General features: G+C 66.4%; 18 protein-coding genes and 1 riboswitch. Of the genes, 16 read left to right on the top strand and 2 right to left on the bottom strand.

Annotated features, from left to right (window positions below; genetic code table 11):
- The first annotated feature begins 114 nt into the window (after positions 1-114).
- The 10 genes from ribD to KR767_RS11425 all read left to right on the top strand — a co-directional run bounded on the left by ribD (position 115) and on the right by KR767_RS11425 (position 9,172).
- Complete coding sequence (gene ribD, locus KR767_RS11380; RefSeq protein ID WP_425602750.1) at positions 115-1,182, top strand: bifunctional diaminohydroxyphosphoribosylaminopyrimidine deaminase/5-amino-6-(5-phosphoribosylamino)uracil reductase RibD; 1,068 nt, start codon at positions 115-117, stop codon at positions 1,180-1,182.
- 351 nt (positions 1,183-1,533) lie between these two features.
- Positions 1,534-2,523, top strand: coding sequence for a Gfo/Idh/MocA family protein (locus KR767_RS11385; protein ID WP_250876396.1), 990 nt, complete (start codon positions 1,534-1,536; stop codon positions 2,521-2,523).
- Positions 2,524-2,799: 276 nt separating this feature from the next.
- Positions 2,800-2,949: riboswitch (FMN riboswitch) on the top strand.
- A gap of 126 nt (positions 2,950-3,075) precedes the next feature.
- On the top strand, positions 3,076-3,717 hold the full coding sequence (locus tag KR767_RS11390) for a riboflavin synthase (RefSeq protein WP_250876397.1): 642 nt from the start codon (positions 3,076-3,078) through the stop codon (positions 3,715-3,717).
- 13 nt (positions 3,718-3,730) lie between these two features.
- A complete protein-coding gene (gene ribB / locus KR767_RS11395; RefSeq protein WP_250876398.1) occupies positions 3,731-4,822 on the top strand; it encodes a 3,4-dihydroxy-2-butanone-4-phosphate synthase in 1,092 nt (363 codons plus the stop codon).
- Positions 4,823-4,832: 10 nt separating this feature from the next.
- Positions 4,833-5,762, top strand: a complete 930-nt coding sequence (gene ldcA / locus KR767_RS11400) for a muramoyltetrapeptide carboxypeptidase (protein WP_250876399.1) — start codon at positions 4,833-4,835, stop codon at positions 5,760-5,762.
- 45 nt (positions 5,763-5,807) lie between these two features.
- Positions 5,808-6,275, top strand: a complete 468-nt coding sequence (gene ribH / locus KR767_RS11405) for a 6,7-dimethyl-8-ribityllumazine synthase (protein WP_166947532.1) — start codon at positions 5,808-5,810, stop codon at positions 6,273-6,275.
- A complete protein-coding gene (gene nusB, locus KR767_RS11410) occupies positions 6,272-6,706 on the top strand; it encodes a transcription antitermination factor NusB (protein WP_166947534.1) in 435 nt (144 codons plus the stop codon). The genes ribH and nusB overlap by 4 nt, the downstream gene beginning before the upstream one ends.
- Before the next feature lie 34 nt (positions 6,707-6,740).
- Entirely contained in the window at positions 6,741-7,694 is a 954-nt protein-coding gene (gene thiL, locus KR767_RS11415) for a thiamine-phosphate kinase (protein WP_250876400.1), read from the top strand.
- Positions 7,691-8,194, top strand: a complete 504-nt coding sequence (locus KR767_RS11420) for a phosphatidylglycerophosphatase A family protein (RefSeq protein WP_250876401.1) — start codon at positions 7,691-7,693, stop codon at positions 8,192-8,194. The genes thiL and KR767_RS11420 overlap by 4 nt, the downstream gene beginning before the upstream one ends.
- Before the next feature lie 9 nt (positions 8,195-8,203).
- Positions 8,204-9,172 (top strand): potassium channel beta subunit family protein, encoded by a 969-nt coding sequence (locus KR767_RS11425; protein ID WP_166947540.1) that lies wholly within the window; start codon positions 8,204-8,206, stop codon positions 9,170-9,172.
- 497 nt (positions 9,173-9,669) lie between these two features.
- On the opposite strand, the gene KR767_RS11430 is transcribed toward KR767_RS11425, so the two are convergent.
- On the bottom strand, positions 9,670-10,404 hold the full coding sequence (locus tag KR767_RS11430; protein ID WP_250876402.1) for a 16S rRNA (uracil(1498)-N(3))-methyltransferase: 735 nt from the start codon (positions 10,402-10,404) through the stop codon (positions 9,670-9,672).
- Positions 10,405-10,492: 88 nt separating this feature from the next.
- Here KR767_RS11430 and KR767_RS11435 point away from each other — a divergent pair, with 88 nt between their 5' ends.
- Entirely contained in the window at positions 10,493-11,119 is a 627-nt protein-coding gene (locus KR767_RS11435; protein ID WP_166947544.1) for a 2-hydroxychromene-2-carboxylate isomerase, read from the top strand.
- Here the strand turns inward: KR767_RS11435 and KR767_RS11440 are convergent.
- Positions 11,116-12,486, bottom strand: coding sequence for an adenosylmethionine--8-amino-7-oxononanoate transaminase (locus KR767_RS11440; RefSeq protein WP_250876403.1), 1,371 nt, complete (start codon positions 12,484-12,486; stop codon positions 11,116-11,118). The two genes, KR767_RS11435 and KR767_RS11440, sit on opposite strands and share 4 nt — an antisense overlap.
- Before the next feature lie 58 nt (positions 12,487-12,544).
- Here KR767_RS11440 and gspN point away from each other — a divergent pair, with 58 nt between their 5' ends.
- Genes gspN through mazG form a run of 5 tightly spaced genes read left to right on the top strand, consistent with a single transcriptional unit; the run spans position 12,545 to position 16,260 of the window.
- On the top strand, positions 12,545-13,318 hold the full coding sequence (gene gspN / locus KR767_RS11445; RefSeq protein WP_250876404.1) for a type II secretion system protein N: 774 nt from the start codon (positions 12,545-12,547) through the stop codon (positions 13,316-13,318).
- Positions 13,315-14,103: an inositol monophosphatase family protein gene (locus KR767_RS11450; protein WP_250876405.1), complete on the top strand. Its 789-nt coding sequence runs from the start codon at positions 13,315-13,317 to the stop codon at positions 14,101-14,103. The genes gspN and KR767_RS11450 overlap by 4 nt, the downstream gene beginning before the upstream one ends.
- Positions 14,100-14,657 (top strand): ADP compounds hydrolase NudE, encoded by a 558-nt coding sequence (gene nudE, locus KR767_RS11455; protein ID WP_166947552.1) that lies wholly within the window; start codon positions 14,100-14,102, stop codon positions 14,655-14,657. Before KR767_RS11450 ends, nudE begins: the two co-directional genes overlap by 4 nt.
- Positions 14,657-15,475: a 3'(2'),5'-bisphosphate nucleotidase CysQ gene (cysQ, locus tag KR767_RS11460; protein WP_250876406.1), complete on the top strand. Its 819-nt coding sequence runs from the start codon at positions 14,657-14,659 to the stop codon at positions 15,473-15,475. Before nudE ends, cysQ begins: the two co-directional genes overlap by 1 nt.
- On the top strand, positions 15,472-16,260 hold the full coding sequence (gene mazG, locus KR767_RS11465) for a nucleoside triphosphate pyrophosphohydrolase (RefSeq protein ID WP_250876407.1): 789 nt from the start codon (positions 15,472-15,474) through the stop codon (positions 16,258-16,260). Before cysQ ends, mazG begins: the two co-directional genes overlap by 4 nt.
- The last annotated feature ends 424 nt before the right edge of the window (positions 16,261-16,684 follow it).

Below are 16,684 nucleotides of genomic sequence, written 5' to 3' on the forward strand. Positions count from 1 at the left end.
AGGCGCGCTCCTACATGTCAGGCTCCTGTTCCTTCGGGGGAGGGGAAGGGGCTTTCGATCTGCGAGAATGGCGGCATGTCCAAGCCCTTCTTTCCCGCTCTCGACCACGTCCACATGGCGCATGCCCTGCGCCTGGCGGAGCGTGGCCTGCATACCACCCAGCCCAACCCCCGCGTCGGCTGCGTCATCGCCCGCGGCGAGACCGTGCTCGGCACCGGCTGGCATCCCAAGGCCGGCCAGCCCCATGCCGAGGTGTTCGCCCTGTGCGAAGCGGGCGAAGCGGCCCGTGGTGCCACGGCCTACGTCACGCTGGAACCCTGCGCCCATCACGGTCGTACGCCGCCCTGTGCGGATGCCCTGATTACCGCCGGGGTAGGGCGTGTCGTCATTGCGCATGAAGATCCCTTCGACAAGGTGGCCGGCAAGGGCATCGAAAAGCTGCGTGCCGCTGGTATCGGCGTGCAGGTGGGGCTGATGCGCGACGCGGCGCATGAGTTGAACATCGGCTTCTTCAGCCGTATCCAGCGCGGACGCCCGTGGGTGCGGGTCAAGCTCGCCATGAGCCTCGATGGCCGCACTGCGCTGGCTGACGGCTCGTCGAAATGGATCACCGGCGATGCGGCGCGTGCCGACGTGCAGCGCTGGCGCGCCCGGGCTTCGGCCATCCTGTCGGCCAGTGGCACGGTGCTCGCGGACAATCCCCACCTCACGGTGCGCCTGCCCGCAGGCGAAGCCTTCGTGCCGCCGCTGCGCGCGATCCTGGATACACACCTGCGTACGCCTGCCGGCGCCAACGTGCTCGATGAAAACGCACCCACGGTGTTGTTTCATGCAGCGGCCGCCGAGGTTCCGGCGCATCTGCAAGAGGCCAGACGTGTAGGGATCCGCCGCGACGATGGTGGCCTCGATCTGCACGCGGCCCTGCACTGGCTGGCATTGAACGACATCAACGAGGTACACGTCGAAGCCGGCCCGGTGTTGTGTGGTGCCTTGCTCGCGAAGGGGCTGGCCGACGAACTGCTCGTCTACGTGGCTCCCGTCCTGCTGGGAAGCACCGCAAGGCCCATGCTCGAACTGCCACCGCTGGACGACATGGCTTCACGCTGGCAGATGGAAACCCTCGACCGACGCCAGGTAGGCGACGACATGCGCCTGCTGATGCGCCCGGCAGCGAAAGCCTGAATGGCCATCGCACTCCACCCTGCCGTGAATCCTGCACATGGGCCGTAACGTGATCGCACGCCACCTAATGCACACGAGCCGTAACGTGATCGCACTCCCGCCTATGCGCACGAGCCGTACCGTGATCGCACCCCCGCCTATGTGCATGAGCCGTACCGTGATCGCACCCCCGCCTACCGTCATTCCTGCGTACGCAGGAATCCAGCGCCCCGGTCTGCGGTTGTCGCGAGAGCGCCGAATCGGCTCTGCGGCCCGTCCCCACGCTCCGCGCTGGGTTCCTGCTTTCGCAGGAACGACGGGTCGTGGGCGGGATGGACGTGCCACGGAACCCGGCGTCGAGCAGGGCGGTGCGTGGTCATGATGCACGTGGGGTGGGGCATTATCGGGTGCGGCGCGGTGACCGAGGTAAAGAGCGGCCCCGCTTTTTCCAAAGTCCCCGACTCATCGCTGGTTGCCGTCATGCGTCGCGATGCGGACAAGGCGCGTGACTACGCAACGCGCCACCATGTTCCTTGCTGGTACGACAACGCCGAAGCGCTGATCGCCGATCCGCAGGTCGATGCCGTCTACGTTGCAACCCCGCCGTCGAGTCATCGCGACTATGCGCTGAAGGCCATCGCCGCCGGCAAGCCCGTCTACCTCGAAAAACCCATGGCGATGAATCATCGCGAATGCATGGACATCGTGGAGGCGGGAAAGGCCGCGAACGTACCTGTATTCGTTGCGTACTACCGCCGGGCGCTGCCCCGTTTCACCACCCTCGCCAGCCTGCTTCGCGACGGCGTCATCGGTACGCCGCGCCTGGTGAACGTGCTGCTGCACCACCCGCTGGAAGCGCGCTACCGCGACCCGGCCAACCTCCCCTGGACGGTGCGCCCCGAACTCTCCGGTGGCGGCATCTTCGTGGATATCGGCTGCCACACGCTCGACATCCTCGATTTCCTGCTGGGCCCGATCGTCGACGTACGTGGCATGAGCGCGAACCAGATGGCCGCCTATCCGGCCGAAGATACCGTGGCCATGGCATTCGCCTTTGGCAGCGGGATACTCGGCACGGGCCTGTGGAATTTCGGGGCAGACCGGCGCGAGGATCGCGTGGAGATCGTGGGCGACCGTGGCCGGCTGGTATTCGCCACGTTCGGCGATGGTCCGATCCGCGTCGAATCCAACGGAAAGGTGGAAGAGCTTCGCATCGCCAATCCCTTGCATATCCAACAACCATTGATCAGCACCGTGGTCGATGCCTTGCTGGGGCGCGGGGGATGTCCCTCCACCGGTGAATCAGCCGCGCGGACGAGCCAGGTGATGGATCAGGTGCTGAAGCCACCCCGTCATACCTAGGCGACGACGCTCATTGTAGGAGCGGGCCTCGCCCGCGCCCCCTCAGCATCGGTTCCCTGCGAATGAGGCTTTGTGCGTCATCAGGCGAGCGTTTAGCGCCTGCCCGGTGGCGCCTGCGTCATTAGTCACCGTGGGTCTTCGCAGGGGTCGCGGGCAAGGCCCGCTCCTACAGGAGATCGGCGGCCGGCAGGATTCCGTAGCGGGGGCTTGAAAGGTGCATAGAAGCCCCCCATCCCGCCATGGCGCACGGAAAGCCCATGCTATCCTTGCGCCTCACAGCGTCTTCAGGGCGGGGCGAAATTCCCCACCGGCGGTAGGTTTCCTTCGGGAAGCGAGCCCGCGAGCGCTCCCGGTCCTGCCGGGAGGTCAGCAGATCCGGTCGAATGCCGGAGCCGACGGTCACAGTCCGGATGAAAGAAGACGGCGACAGGCATCCCCTTGCGGGGAGGCATGCCGCCATGCGCCTTGGGGCGTTTTTCGCTCACCACCGCGGGAAACGTTTCATGAAAAACCAAAGCTGCACCGTCGCCTTCCCCATGGGAGGCCACTGACATGTTCACCGGCATCATCCAGGCCGTCGGTCGCATTTCGCGACTCGAACCGCGCGGCGGCGACGTCCGCCTCGTCGTGGACACCGCCACCCTCGACATGACCGACGTCGCCCTGGGCGACAGCATCGCCGTGTCCGGCGTGTGCCTCACCGTGATCGAGTTCGACACCCATAGCTTCGCCGCGGACGTCTCCAACGAAACCCTCGCTCATACCTCGCTAGGCAACTACAAGGCCGGCGATGCGGTGAATCTCGAAAAGGCGCTGCGCCTCGCCGACCGCCTGGGCGGCCATCTGGTCTCGGGCCACGTCGACGGCACCGGCAAGGTGGTGTCCATCGTGCCCGACGGCCGCTCGCTGCGCTGGACGTTCGAAGTGCCGCGCGAGCTGGCGCGCTACATCGCGCACAAGGGTTCGGTCTGCATCGACGGCACCAGCCTCACCGTGAACGAAGTCAACGGCAACCGCTTCGGCGTGAACCTGATTCCGCATACGGTGGATCAGACCACCTTCTCCGCGCGCCGTCCCGGTGACTCGGTAAACATCGAAGTCGACGTGGTCGCCCGTTACGTCGAACGCCTGCTTTCGGCAGGCGAAGCGCCGCGCCTCGACGAGGCCTTCCTGAAACAGCACGGCTTCGCCTGACCCCGGACCTGTCATGCCATTCAATACCATTCCCGAAATCCTCGAAGACATGCGCAACGGGCGCATGGTCGTGATCCTCGACGATGAAGACCGCGAGAACGAAGGCGACATCGTGATGGCTGCCGAGAAGGTGCGCCCGGAAGACGTCAACTTCATGGTGAAGGAAGCCCGCGGGCTGATGTGCCTGACGCTGACGGAACAGCGCACGCGCCAGCTCGGCCTGAAGCCGATGGTCAGCGACAACAACTCGCCGTACCACACCAACTTCACCGTCTCCATCGAGGCCGCCGAAGGTGTAACCACGGGCATCTCTGCCCAGGATCGCGCCCGCACGGTGCAGGTGGCCGTGGCGAAGAACGCCTCGCCGGCCGACATCACCATGCCGGGCCACGTCTTCCCGCTCACCGCCCAGCCCGGTGGCGTGCTCACCCGCGCCGGCCACACCGAAGCCGGTTGTGACCTCGCGGCGCTGGCCGGCCTCGAACCGGCCTCCGTGCTGATCGAGATCCTGCACGACGACGGCTCCATGGCGCGCCGTCCCGAACTGGAAGCCTTCGCGGCGAAGCATGGCCTGAAGATCGGCACCATCGCCGACCTGATCCGCTATCGCCTGGAAACAGAGAAGACCATCGAGCGCGTCTTCGCCGAAGACGTGGAAACCGAGTTCGGTCCGTTCCGCCTCGTGGCCTTCCGCGACGCCATCCGTCGCGGGCTGCACTTCGCGCTCACCCTGGGCGATGTCGGCAACGGCGACCCCGTGCTTACCCGCGTCCATGTGCGCAATACGCTCTCCGACGTGCTGCACCTGAAGCGCGACGACCTGGGTCAGACCGTCACCGAAGCGCTGCGTCGCATCGCCGGCGAAGGGCGCGGCGTGCTGCTGGTGCTGTCCGGCGAAGACACTCCCGACGCCCTGCTGGCCCGCCTGCGTCGCGAGGCTGCCCCCCAGCCGCCGCCGAAGGACGACCAGGAGTGGCGCCAGCTCGGACTGGGCGCCCAGATCCTTGCCGACCTGGGCGTGAAGCGTCTCACGGTCATCGGAACGCCACGCAAGTTCGTCGGCATCGCCGGCTTTGGGCTTGAAGTGGTCGGTCAGGCCAGTTAAACACGTCACCATGCCTGCCTCCTACGACATCCGCCTGTTCGCACCCGCCGGTTACCCCCACAACGCCGAGGCCATGAGTCGCGGCATCCTCCGCCTGGAGGAGGCCGGGCATCGCCTGTCGGGCAAGGAGGTGCTGGAGCGCCGTGAACTGCGTTTCGCCGGCACGGACGCGGAGCGGGCGGCGGATATCAACGCCCTGACCGATCCATCGCGTCCGCTTCCCGACGTGATGCTGGCCATCCGGGGCGGCTACGGGGCCCATCCCCTGTTGCCGCTGCTGGACTACGAGGGCCTGCGTCGGCTGCAAGGCGCGCCGATGGCCCTGGTCGGCCACAGCGACTTCACCGCGCTGCAATGCGCGCTGCTCACCCGTAGCGGCGTCACCACGCTGGGCGGCCCGATGCTCGGTGCGGATTTCGGGGCACCTGAGCTGGATCCGCTCACCTGGAACCACTTCTGGCATGTCCTCGGTTCCGACGAGGCCGAAGCGACCTGGGACGCCCCGGACAGCGACGACCTGGAGGTCTCGGGCACCCTTTGGGGCGGCAACCTCGCCATGCTCACCAGTCTGGTGGGCACGGAGTACTTTCCCCACATCGAAGGGGGCATTCTCTTCATCGAGGAAATCGCCGAGCCGCCTTACCGGGTCGAGCGCATGCTCTACCACCTCATCCATGCAGGCGTACTGGGCCGGCAGAAGGCCCTGGTGCTGGGCGATTTCACCAGCTACCGGGTGGCCGGCTACGACAATGGCTACGACCTGCCCGTTACCTTCGAGCGTATCGCCGCCGCCTGTGGCATCCCCGTGATCCACGGCCTGCCGTTCGGCCATGCACCGGCCAAGTTCACCCTTCCGTTCGGCGTGCCCGGCACGCTGCAAGTGAACGGCGGGCGGGCCCGGCTGGCCTTCAGCGGGCATCCCCGGCCCAAAACCCCGTAAAATATCCGGCCGCCCGGCGGCCGATCCGCCATCAGGACACCCCACATGAAGATCATCGAAGGCGATTTCGCCACTCCCAAGGGCCGTTTCGCCATCGTCGCCGGCCGTTTCAATGCGTTCGTCGTCGAGCCGCTGGTGGAAGGCGCGCGTGACGCGCTGGTCCGCCACGGCGTGAAGGACGACGCGATCGACCTGATTCGCGTGCCGGGAGCGTGGGAAATCGCGCAGGCCGCCTACAAGGTCGCCGGCTCCGGCAAGTACGCCGCCGTGATCGGCCTGGGTGCCGTCATCCGCGGTTCCACCCCGCATTTCGACTACGTGGCGGGCGAAGCCGCCAAGGGCCTGGGCCAGGCGGCCTATGCCTCCGGCGTGCCCGTGTGCTTCGGCGTGCTCACCACCGACAGCATCGAGCAGGCCATCGAGCGTGCCGGTACCAAGGCCGGCAACAAGGGTGCCGACGCCGCCATGGTCGCGATCGAGATGACCAACCTCTATTCGAAGCTCGGCAAATGACCAACATCGATCTCGCTGCGCGTTCGCGCGCCCGCCGTCGTGCGCTCCAGGCCCTGTATGCCTGGCAGGTCGGCGGCAGCCGCATGGGCGCGGTCATCGCGCAGTTCCGTCACGAGCAGGACATGGAAGTGGCCGACCTCGAATACTTCGAGGACATCCTGCGTGGCGTCGAGCAGCACCTCGCCGAACTCGACGACGGCATCAAGCCCTTCGTGGATCGCGAAGTGGGCCAGATCGACCCCATCGAGCGTGCCGCCCTGCGCATGGGTGCCTACGAGCTGAAGTACCGTCCGGACGTCCCGTACCGCGTGGTGATCAATGAAGCGGTGGAAGCCACCAAGCGCTTCGGTGCCGATCACGGCCACAGCTATGTGAACGGTGTTCTCGACAAACTCGCGACGCACTGGCGTACGGCCGAAAAGCGATCCTGAGGAAAGGCATCCGCCCTTCCTCACCAGGACACGCATGGAATTCGACCTGATCGAACGCATCCGCCGGCATACCGAGTCGCACCGCGACGACGTAAAGATCGGCATAGGCGACGATGCCGCCATCGTCGCGGTTCCCGCAGGACGGGAACTTGCCATTGCAGTGGATAGCCTCGTGGAGGGTATCCACTTTCCCGTGGGTACCGATCCGGCCGACATCGGCTGGAAGGCACTGGCGGTGAATCTTTCCGACCTCGCGGCCATGGGCGCCACGCCGGCCTGGGCGCTATTGGCGCTCACGATCCCCACGCAGGACGAGGCCTTCATCGATGGCCTTGCCCGCGGTTTTGCCGAGCTGGCCACGCCATTTCGCCTCGCACTGATCGGTGGAGATACCACGCGCGGTCCGTTGACCGTGACCGTCGCGGTGCATGGTTTCACCGCACCGGACGAAGCACTGCTGCGCTCCACTGCGCGCGTGGGTGACGTGGTGATGGTCACCGGTACGCTGGGCGACGCGGCCGCTGGCCTGCGCTGTCTTGCCGAGGCCGATACCTCGCCTTATGCCGAACTCATCGGCCGGCTCAACCGGCCCACGCCACGGGTGGCGGTGGGGCAGGCGCTGCGTGGCATCGCCACGGCCTGCATCGATGTGTCCGACGGCCTCGTGGCCGATCTGGGCCATATCTGTGCGAAGAGTGGCGTGGGTGCCGATATCGATGCGGCCCTGCTGCCGCGTTCGTCGGCGATGATCGCCCACTTCCACGATGCCGACGCCATTGATTTCGCGCTCGGTGGCGGCGACGACTACGAGCTGTGCTTCACCGTACCTGCCGAACGTGCAGGCGACCTGTCCGCCGATCTGGCCCGGCTTGGCTGCGGCGCCACGCGGATCGGCCGCATCGTGGAAGGGCAGGGCGTGCGCGTCATCGGCACCGATGGCGAAACGCTTGCCCCTTCGCGTGCGGGCTGGAACCATTTCGCGGCATGAGCAGCACCAAATACGTCCTGGACCCGGCGGATCGGCGCCGCCTGCTGGCCTCGCAGGCAGGCTGGATCGCCTGTGGCTTCGGCTCGGGCCTGACGCCGAAGGCGCAGGGCACGGCCGGTTCTTTGGCGGCCCTCCTGCCGTGGCTGCTGCTGCGTGGCCTTTCGGTGCCGGCATGGCTGGTCGTGATCGGCGTGTCTTTCGTGATCGGCGTGTGGGCCTGCGATCGGGCAGGGCGCATCCTGGGCGTGGACGATCATCGCAGCCTCGTCTGGGATGAATTCGTCGGCCAGTGGATTGCCTTGCTCCCGGCGTTGTTCGCGCCGTGGTGGGCGGTGATCCTTGGCTTCGTGCTGTTCCGCGTGTTCGACGTGGCCAAGCCGCCACCCATCGGCTGGTTCGACCGGCGGGTGAAAGGCGGCCTGGGTGTCATGCTCGACGACGTGATCGCCGGTATCTTCGCCGGGGTGGTGCTTTACCTCGTCCTTTCGCTCATCCGCTAGGAATTTGCCATGCAATACCGTCGCCTCGGTTCCACAGGTCTGAAGATCTCCGCCCTGTCCTATGGTGCATGGGTCACCTTCGGACGACAGGTGGGGCGATCGGCTGCACGCGACCTGATCGCGCTGGCGTACGACAACGGCGTCAATTTCTTCGACAACGCCGAGACATACAACGCCGGCGAAGCCGAAAAGCTGATGGGCGACGTGATCGCCGACCTGCGCCTGCCGCGCGATGCGTACTGCGTATCGAGCAAGGTGTACTTCGGCGCCAGCAAGGATCCAAAGCCGACGCAGCGCGGCCTGTCGCGCAAGCATGTGTTCGATGCCTGCCACCAGGCGCTGGATCGACTGCGCGTCGATTACCTCGATATGTATTTCTGCCATCGTGCCGATCCGGACACGCCCGTGCTGGAGACGGTGTGGGCGATGGATACGCTGGTGCGCCAGGGCAAGGTGCTCTACTGGGGCACGAGCGAGTGGCCGGCGGAGCGGATCGAGGAAGCGCATCGCGTGGCGCGCGAGAATCATCTCGTACCACCGTCGATGGAGCAGCCGGAGTACAACCTGCTGCATCGCGAGCGGGTTGAGAAAGAGTATGCCTCGCTGTACGAGAAGCACGGCATGGGCACCACGATCTGGTCGCCGCTGGCATCGGGTTTGCTCACGGGCAAATACAACGACGGCATCCCCGACGACTCGCGGCTGGGGCAGCCAGACAACGCATGGCTGCGAAAGGGGTTGCTGGAAAACGATGGCGCCAGACTGAAAACGGTGCGTGCGCTGGCGCCCATCGCCGAAGAACTCGGCATCCCGCTCGCCCGCCTGTCGCTGGCGTGGTGCCTGAAAAACCCGCACGTTTCCACGGTCATCCTCGGCGCAAGCCGCAAGGAACAGCTATCGGAAAACCTGCTGGCACTCGACGCCCTGCCGCTTCTCACCGACGACGTGATGTCCCGCATCGCCAAGATCACCATGTAGGAGCGCGCCTCGCGCGACCGGTTGTTGCGTCAGCGTTCCATAGGACTGTCGCGCGCAAGGCGCGCTCCTACAAATGCCCTGTGACCGCCTATGACGATGTAGGAGCGCGCCTGCGCGCGACCGGTTATCGCGTCACCGTTCCATAGCCCTGTCGCGCGCAAGGCGCGCTCCTACAAAAGCCCTGTGACCGCCTATGACGATGTAGGAGCGCGCCTGCGCGCGACCGGTCATCGCGTCACCGTTCCATAGCCCTGTCGCGCGCAAGGCGCGCTCCTACAAAAGCCCTGTGACCGCCTATGACGATGTAGGAGCGCGCCTCGCGCGCGACCGGTCATCGCGTCACCGTTCCATAGCCCTGTCGCGCGCAAGGCGCGCTCCTACAAAAGCCCTGTGATCGCCTATGACGATGTAGGAGCGCGCCTGCGCGCGACCGGTTATCGCGTCACCGTTCCATAGGCTGTCGCGCGCAAGGCGCGCTCCTACAGAAGGTGGGGTGATCAGACGTCGCCGTATAGCGCCTGCAATGCCGCGATGGCGGCAAGCCCTGCTGTTTCGGTGCGCAGGATACGTGGCCCCAGCTTCAACCCGGTAAACCCCGTCGCCGCCAGCGCCGATCGATCCCGCTCACCGAAGCCGCCTTCCGGTCCGATGGCCAGGATCGCGGCGTCCTTCAGTGCCAGCTCCCCGGGGCGCTTCGACCCCTCCGGCAACAACGCCAGTCGCATCGGGCCGCCCTCGCCGAGCGAACCCAGCCATGCCCCCAACGACACCGCCGGCTCGATCACCGGCACCCGCGCCCGACCGGACTGCTCGCACGCGCTGGCCGCCACGGCACGCCAGTGCAGCAACCGCTTTTCGGCACGCGACGCATCGAGCTTCACCTCGGAACGCTCGGTAAGAATCGGCACGATCCGCGCGATACCCAGCTCCGTGGCCTTCTGCACGATCAGGTCCATCTTCTCGCCACGGGCCACGCCCTGGGCCAGGGTGAGCGCCAACGGCGACTCGTTCTCCACCGCGCGACCTTCGCCAACGGTGGCAACCACCTCCCGTTTGCCCACGGCACTCAGCGTAGCGTCGTATTCCAGGCCGTCGTCGCCGGAAAAGAGCACCACAGGAGCGCCGACATCAAGCCGAAGCACCCGGGCGACGTGCTCTGCGGCCTGGGCGGGAAGGGTGAAGTCCGTGCCGCTGGCGAGCGGGCGGTCGACATGGATACGGATGGTGCGCATGGGGCAGTCTGACGCATTCGATGGATCGCACATTGTAGCCAGCCCCGGGCCCCGCTATCGTCGGCCCACTCGCGAGGGAGCCCAAGGCATGTCGATCGTCTGGTACTTCGATTTCGTCTCGCCGTTCTGCTGGCTCCAGTGGCCCGCCATCCGCAAGCTGGCCGGGGAACGCGAGGTGACCCTCCGGCCCATCCTCTTCGGCGCCCTGCTCAACCAGCTCGAACAGCGCGGTCCGGCGGAAATCCCGCGCAAGCGCGAGTTCACCTATCGCTATGCCCTGTGGCGGGCCCGTCAGGCCGGCACGCCCCTCAAATTCCCGCCGGCCCATCCGTTCAATCCGCTGCCCGCACTGCGCCTGTGCATCGCCGCCGGTACCAGCATGGATGTGGTGGGTACGCTCTTCGAATGGATCTGGGCGCACGGCCGCGCGGCAGACAGCGCCGACGCCCTGGCGCCACTGGCGACGGCACTGGGCATCGACGACATGCAGGCAGCGCTGTCGTCATCCGAGGTCAAGGCCGCCTTGCAACGGAACTTCGAGCTTGCACTCGAAGACCGGGTTTTCGGCGTCCCCACGCTCGCCATCGACGGCGAGCTGTTCTGGGGCGCCGATGCCCATGGTTTCGCGATGGACTACCTGTCGCATCCTCAGCTGTTTGCCGAAGGCGAGATGCATCGCCTCGGCGAACTGCCCGTGGCTGCTTCGCGCCGTTAGGCCACGGCCTTTGCGATACCGGCGATGGCGGTATCCACCATGAAATCGATCTCGTCCTTCGTCACCACGTAAGGCGGCATGAAGTAGACGATGTTGCCCAGCGGTCGCAGCAAGGCACCGTTTTCCAGCCCATGCCGGTAAACCCGCAGACCGCGACGGTCACCGGCAGGGAAGGGCGTGCGGGTGGCCTTGTCGGCGACCAGTTCGATGGCGGCGATCATGCCGGTCTGGCGCACGTGGGCCACGTTCGGATGAGCGTTGAGCGGCGCGATGCGCGCGGCCATATGCGCCGCCAGCTCGCGATTGCGTTCCAGCACGGGATCGTCGCGGAAGATCTTCAGCGTGGCGGTGGCCGCGCGGCAGGCCAGCGGGTTGCCCGTGTAGCTATGCGAGTGCAGGAAAGCCTTGCCCGCAGCGTATTCGGCGTAGAAGGCCTCGTAGACGTCCTTCGTGGTGAGCACGGCCGACAGCGGCAGGAAACCGCCGGTAAGCCCCTTCGACAGGCACATGAAATCGGGCGATACACCGGCCTGTTCGCAGGCGAACAAGGTGCCCGTGCGCCCGAAGCCCACGGCGATCTCGTCGGCGATGAAGTGCACGTCGAACTCGTCGCACAGCTTGCGCAGGCCGGTGAGATAGGACGGATCGTACATGCGCATGCCACCTGCGCATTGCACCAGCGGCTCGACGATGACCGCGCAGGTTTCGTGCGCATGGCGTTCCAGCAGCGTGCGCATCTCGCCGAGGCGGCGCTCTGCGATATCGCGCGGCGATTCGCCCGGTTCGCCTTCGTAGGTATCCGGCGACGGTGCCAGTTCCGGTGTGAGCAGCAACGGGGCGTAGGTCTTGCGATACAGCGCCACGTCGCTCACCGAGAGCGCGCCCAGGGTTTCGCCGTGGTAGCTGCCGGTGAGTGCGATGAAGCGGGTCTTCTCGCCGTGGCCGCGGTTGAGCCAGTAATGGAAGCTCATCTTCAGGGCCACTTCGATGGCCGCCGAGCCGTTGTCCGCGAGGAAGACGCGATCCAGTCCCTTCGGGGTGATCCGCACCAGCTCTTCGGCCAGCTCCACTGCCGGTTCGTGGGTGAAGCCGGCGAAGATCACGTGTTCCAGCTTGTCGAGCTGGTCCTTCAGGGCGGCGCCGATGCGGGGTTCCGCATGGCCGAACAGGTTGGTCCACCAGGAACTTACCGCGTCGAGGTAGCGTTTACCGTCCGTTCCGACGAGCCACGCCCCTTCGCCACGAAGGACGGGTACCATCGGAAGGGTTTCGTGGTCGTGCATCTGGGTGCACGGGTGCCAGAGGGTCGAAAGGTCTCGCGCCACGAGCGCGTCGGCCGCCGGAGCGGTGAAAAGGGCGTCGGTCATCCGCCCATGATCCCCCCTCCGCCGACCGCTTCTCAAGTGAACGTTTCGAGGTGACGGTTTGAAGTGGTTCCGCTGGATCGGCCTGACGGTCGTGCTGCTGGCGCTCGGCGCAGGGCTGCTTTACTGGTTCCTGCCGGCCAGTGTCGCCGCAGCCTTCATCACTGCGCGGGCGCACGGCCTGGTGCTGGAAGACGTCTCGGGCACCGCCTGGGACGGTCGCGCCGGCCGGGTGGCAACGGCCAGTGGCCGTGAGCTGGGCGAGTTGCGCTGGCGGCTGGGGCGCGATGCGATCCTGGGCCGCACCCATCTGGATATCCATCTGAACGGACAGTCGGGCCGCTTCGACGGCCACCTCGACCGCACCGACCCCGATCGCATGACCTGGACCGGCGTGGACTTCCGCCTGGACGCCGCCGTGCTGACCGGCCCCGCACTGCCGCCGGAGCTGGTGCCGGTGGGCGTGGTCGAAGGCACGGTGCCGCGCGCCGAGTTGCAGAACAACTGGCCCATGGCGCTGGATGCCGACGTGCGCTGGCGCGCCGCGGCGGTGAAAACGCCCGAAGGCCACGTCGCCCTCGGCGGCATCGCCCTCAAGGCACGCAGCGATGCGGGCGTGCTGCGCGCCGACCTGCGTGACGACGGCGAGGGCTCGCTTGCCGTCACTGCCGCCCTGGCCGGCTCGCCGCTGGGCTGGCGTTTCCAGGGGCGCCTCGTACCACGCATTGCCGACAGCGCACTCACCCATCTCATCGCCCGTTTCGGCCCCGTGGCCCGCGACGGCTCCGTCACCCTCCAGCGCAAGGCGGGCCTGGCGCCCACCCTCGACCCATGACCGATACCCTCGACAAGGCCCTGGCCGCCGCCCGCGATGCCGCAGGCGCCGCCGCCGACATCATTCTTCATTACTGGCGCTCGGGCGTGGACGTCATCGTCAAGGGCGACGACACGCCGGTGACCGTGGCCGACCGCGAGGCCGAACTGGCGATCCGCGAGATCCTGGCCCGCGCGCTGCCCGAGGCAGGCATCTACGGCGAGGAATACGGCGCGGACGACACCTCGCGCGAATGGCTCTGGCTGGTCGATCCGCTCGACGGCACCAAGAGCTTCGTGCGCCGCACGCCGTTCTTCTCCACCCAGATCGCCCTGATGCACCGTGGCGAGCTGGTGCTGGGTGTCTCCTCCGCGCCGGTCTATGACGAACGCATGTGGGCGGTGCGCGGACGTGGCGCCTTCCTGGATGGCGAGCCCGTCCGCGTCGCGGATACCACCGCGTTCTCGCAGGCCGCGATTTCCACCGGCAACGTGAAGACACTGACCTCCGATGCACGCTGGAATGTGCTGGGCGCCATGATCCGCGACAGCAACCGTATCCGCGGCTATGGCGATTTCTGCCACTACCACCTGCTTGCACGCGGCAGCCTCGACCTCGTGGTGGAATCCGATCTCAACATCCTCGACATCGCTGCGCTGGCCGTGATCGTGCGCGAGGCGGGTGGCGTCTTTACCGATCTGGACGGTGGCCAGATCGGTCTGGATACCCGCAGCGTGCTCGCCGGCACGCCGGCCATCCATGCCGAAGCACTGTCGCGATTCCGGGGCGCTACAATCGACCGATGAACAAGCGCCCGACCATCCTCGCCACACGTGACGCGCCACAAGACCATTTCCGCCGTGTGGAGGAGGTCGATCTCGAATTCTCCAACGGCGAGCGTCGTACCTTCCATCGACTGCATAGCGGCGGCCATGGCGCCGTGCTTATCGTCGCCATGCGCGATGCCGACACGGTATTGCTGGTGCGCGAGTATGGCGTCGGCATCGACAGCTACGAACTGGGCGCACCCAAAGGGCGCATCGACGAAGGCGAAACCGCCGAACAGGCCGCCGACCGCGAACTGAAGGAAGAAATCGGCTTCGGCGCGCGCAGCGTGCAGTTCCTGGGCACGCTGTCGCTGTCGCCTTCGTACATGAGCCACACCATCCAGGTGATGCTCGCGCAAGATCTCTACCCCGAGCGCCTGCCCGGCGACGAACCGGAAGAACTCGAAGTGGTGCCCTGGCGGATGGATAAACTGCACGAGCTGATCGCCCGCGACGACGTCACGGACGGCCGCTCCATCGCCGCCCTGTTCATGGCCCGCGAATTCCTCGCCGGTCGCTATCGTCCCTCGTGATGTCGCCGGCCCCCGCCCAGTGCCTCGATGCCGTGTGTGCCATCGCACGACGTGCCGCCGAGGCCATCCTGGCGATCTACGCGCAGGATTTCGAAGTAGTCCGCAAGGACGACGATTCCCCCGTCACCGCCGCCGACCTCGCCGCCCAGCGCATCATTGCCGAAGGGTTGCGTGAGATTGCCCCGGGCGTGCCGGTGATTTCCGAAGAGGCGCTTGCCGCGCCCTGGTCCGAGCGCCGCACCTGGCGTCGGCACTGGCTGGTCGATCCGCTTGATGGCACGCGTGAATTCGTCAAGCGCAACGGCGAGTTCACCGTGAACATCGCACTCATCGAAGATCATCGCCCGGTCCTGGGCGTCGTGCTCGCGCCGGTCGGTGGCGATACGTACTTCGCAGCCAGCGGTGCCGGCGCCTGGCGCCAGCGCGAACCGGGTGCGGAAAAGGAGCGCATCCGCACGCGCCGCGCCGATGGGCGCCTGCGCGTCACGGGAAGCCGTTCGCACGCCGGCGCACGGGCAGGCGCATTGCTCGACCGCCTGGGCGAGCACGAAACCTTTGCGCTGGGTTCGTCGCTGAAGTTCTGTGTGATCGCACGCGGCGACGCCGACATCTACCTGCGCCTGGGCGCCACGTCCGAGTGGGACACGGCGGCGGCGCAATGCGTGATGGAAGAAGCCGGCGGCGCCGTACTCGACCTGGCCGGGCGTCCCTTCCGTTACAACACGCGCGATTCGCTCATCAATCCCGAATTCATCGCCTGCGGCGACACCACCGTCGACTGGACGGCACGCCTCATCGATCCGGACGACCACGCATGACCCGACCCGTCGACGACCTCCTCGCGATCATGGCTCGCCTGCGCGATCCCGAAGGAGGTTGTCCATGGGACCTGCGTCAGAATTTCTCGACAATTGCACCCTATACGATCGAGGAAGCCTACGAGGTGGCCGACGCCATCGACCGCAACGACATGCACGACCTGCGTGATGAACTGGGCGACTTGCTGTTGCAGGTGGTATTCCATTCGCGCATGGCCGAAGAGGGCGGTCACTTCACCTTCGGCGATGTAGTGCAGGCCATCTGCGACAAGATGGAACGCCGTCATCCCCACGTGTTCGGCGACCTCACGCACGAAAGCGACAGCGCGCGTTCCCGCGACTGGGATCGCCTGAAGGCGGAAGAACGCAAGGCAAAAGGCGGTGACGACACCAGCGCACTGGCAGGCATCTCTCACGGATTGCCCGAATGGCAGCGCGCAGTGAAGCTGCAAAAACGCGCCGCCAACGTCGGCTTCGACTGGCCCGACCACCGCCCGGTACTCGACAAGCTGGCCGAAGAACTGGACGAAGTCCGCCACGAATTCGACAACGGCGCCGTGGAAGAACGCCTCGCCGACGAAATCGGCGACCTGCTGTTCGTAGCCGCCAACCTGGCAAGACACGCAAAGGTAGATGTCTCCCGCGCCTTGCGCGGCGCCAACGCAAAGTTCGAACGCCGCTTCCGTGCCATGGAAACACTGGCCGCGCAAGACGGTCGAACACTCGCATCCTACCCACTGCAAGAGCAGGAATCGCTGTGGGCAAAAGTAAAAAGCAAAGAGTAGGAGCGTGCTTGCGCGCGACCGTTTGATACGCTGCGTCACCAATTAAAACTGTCTCCCTACCGAAGGTGTGGGAGCCGATCGCATCGGCGATGTTGCGCTCCATAGGAACGTCAGCCCGTGTGGGTTTCCGCTCCGTAGTAAGGGCTCGCCTATTGGCCTCGCACTCGGCGCGTGTGGCGTGGTCGCCTGGAGGCGACGGGTGCGGCCCTTGGCGCGCCGGCCTGCGGTGTCCCTCGGGAAAGGAGGAGCCGCTGCGCGGCTCGGTGTCTTATGGCTGCGCCCCTTCGGGCCCGGGGAGCGGGCGGGGCTTTTCGACTCGGCCTCCGTGCCTCGGCAGGAAAGGCCGGCCTTCCTGGCCGGCCCCGCTTCGCGGCCTTTTCCGCCCACTCCCCTCACCTCCATCACCTCGCGCCAAGGGCCACCC

The organism is Luteibacter anthropi (genome assembly GCF_023699965.1).
Lineage (GTDB): Bacteria > Pseudomonadota > Gammaproteobacteria > Xanthomonadales > Rhodanobacteraceae > Luteibacter > Luteibacter anthropi.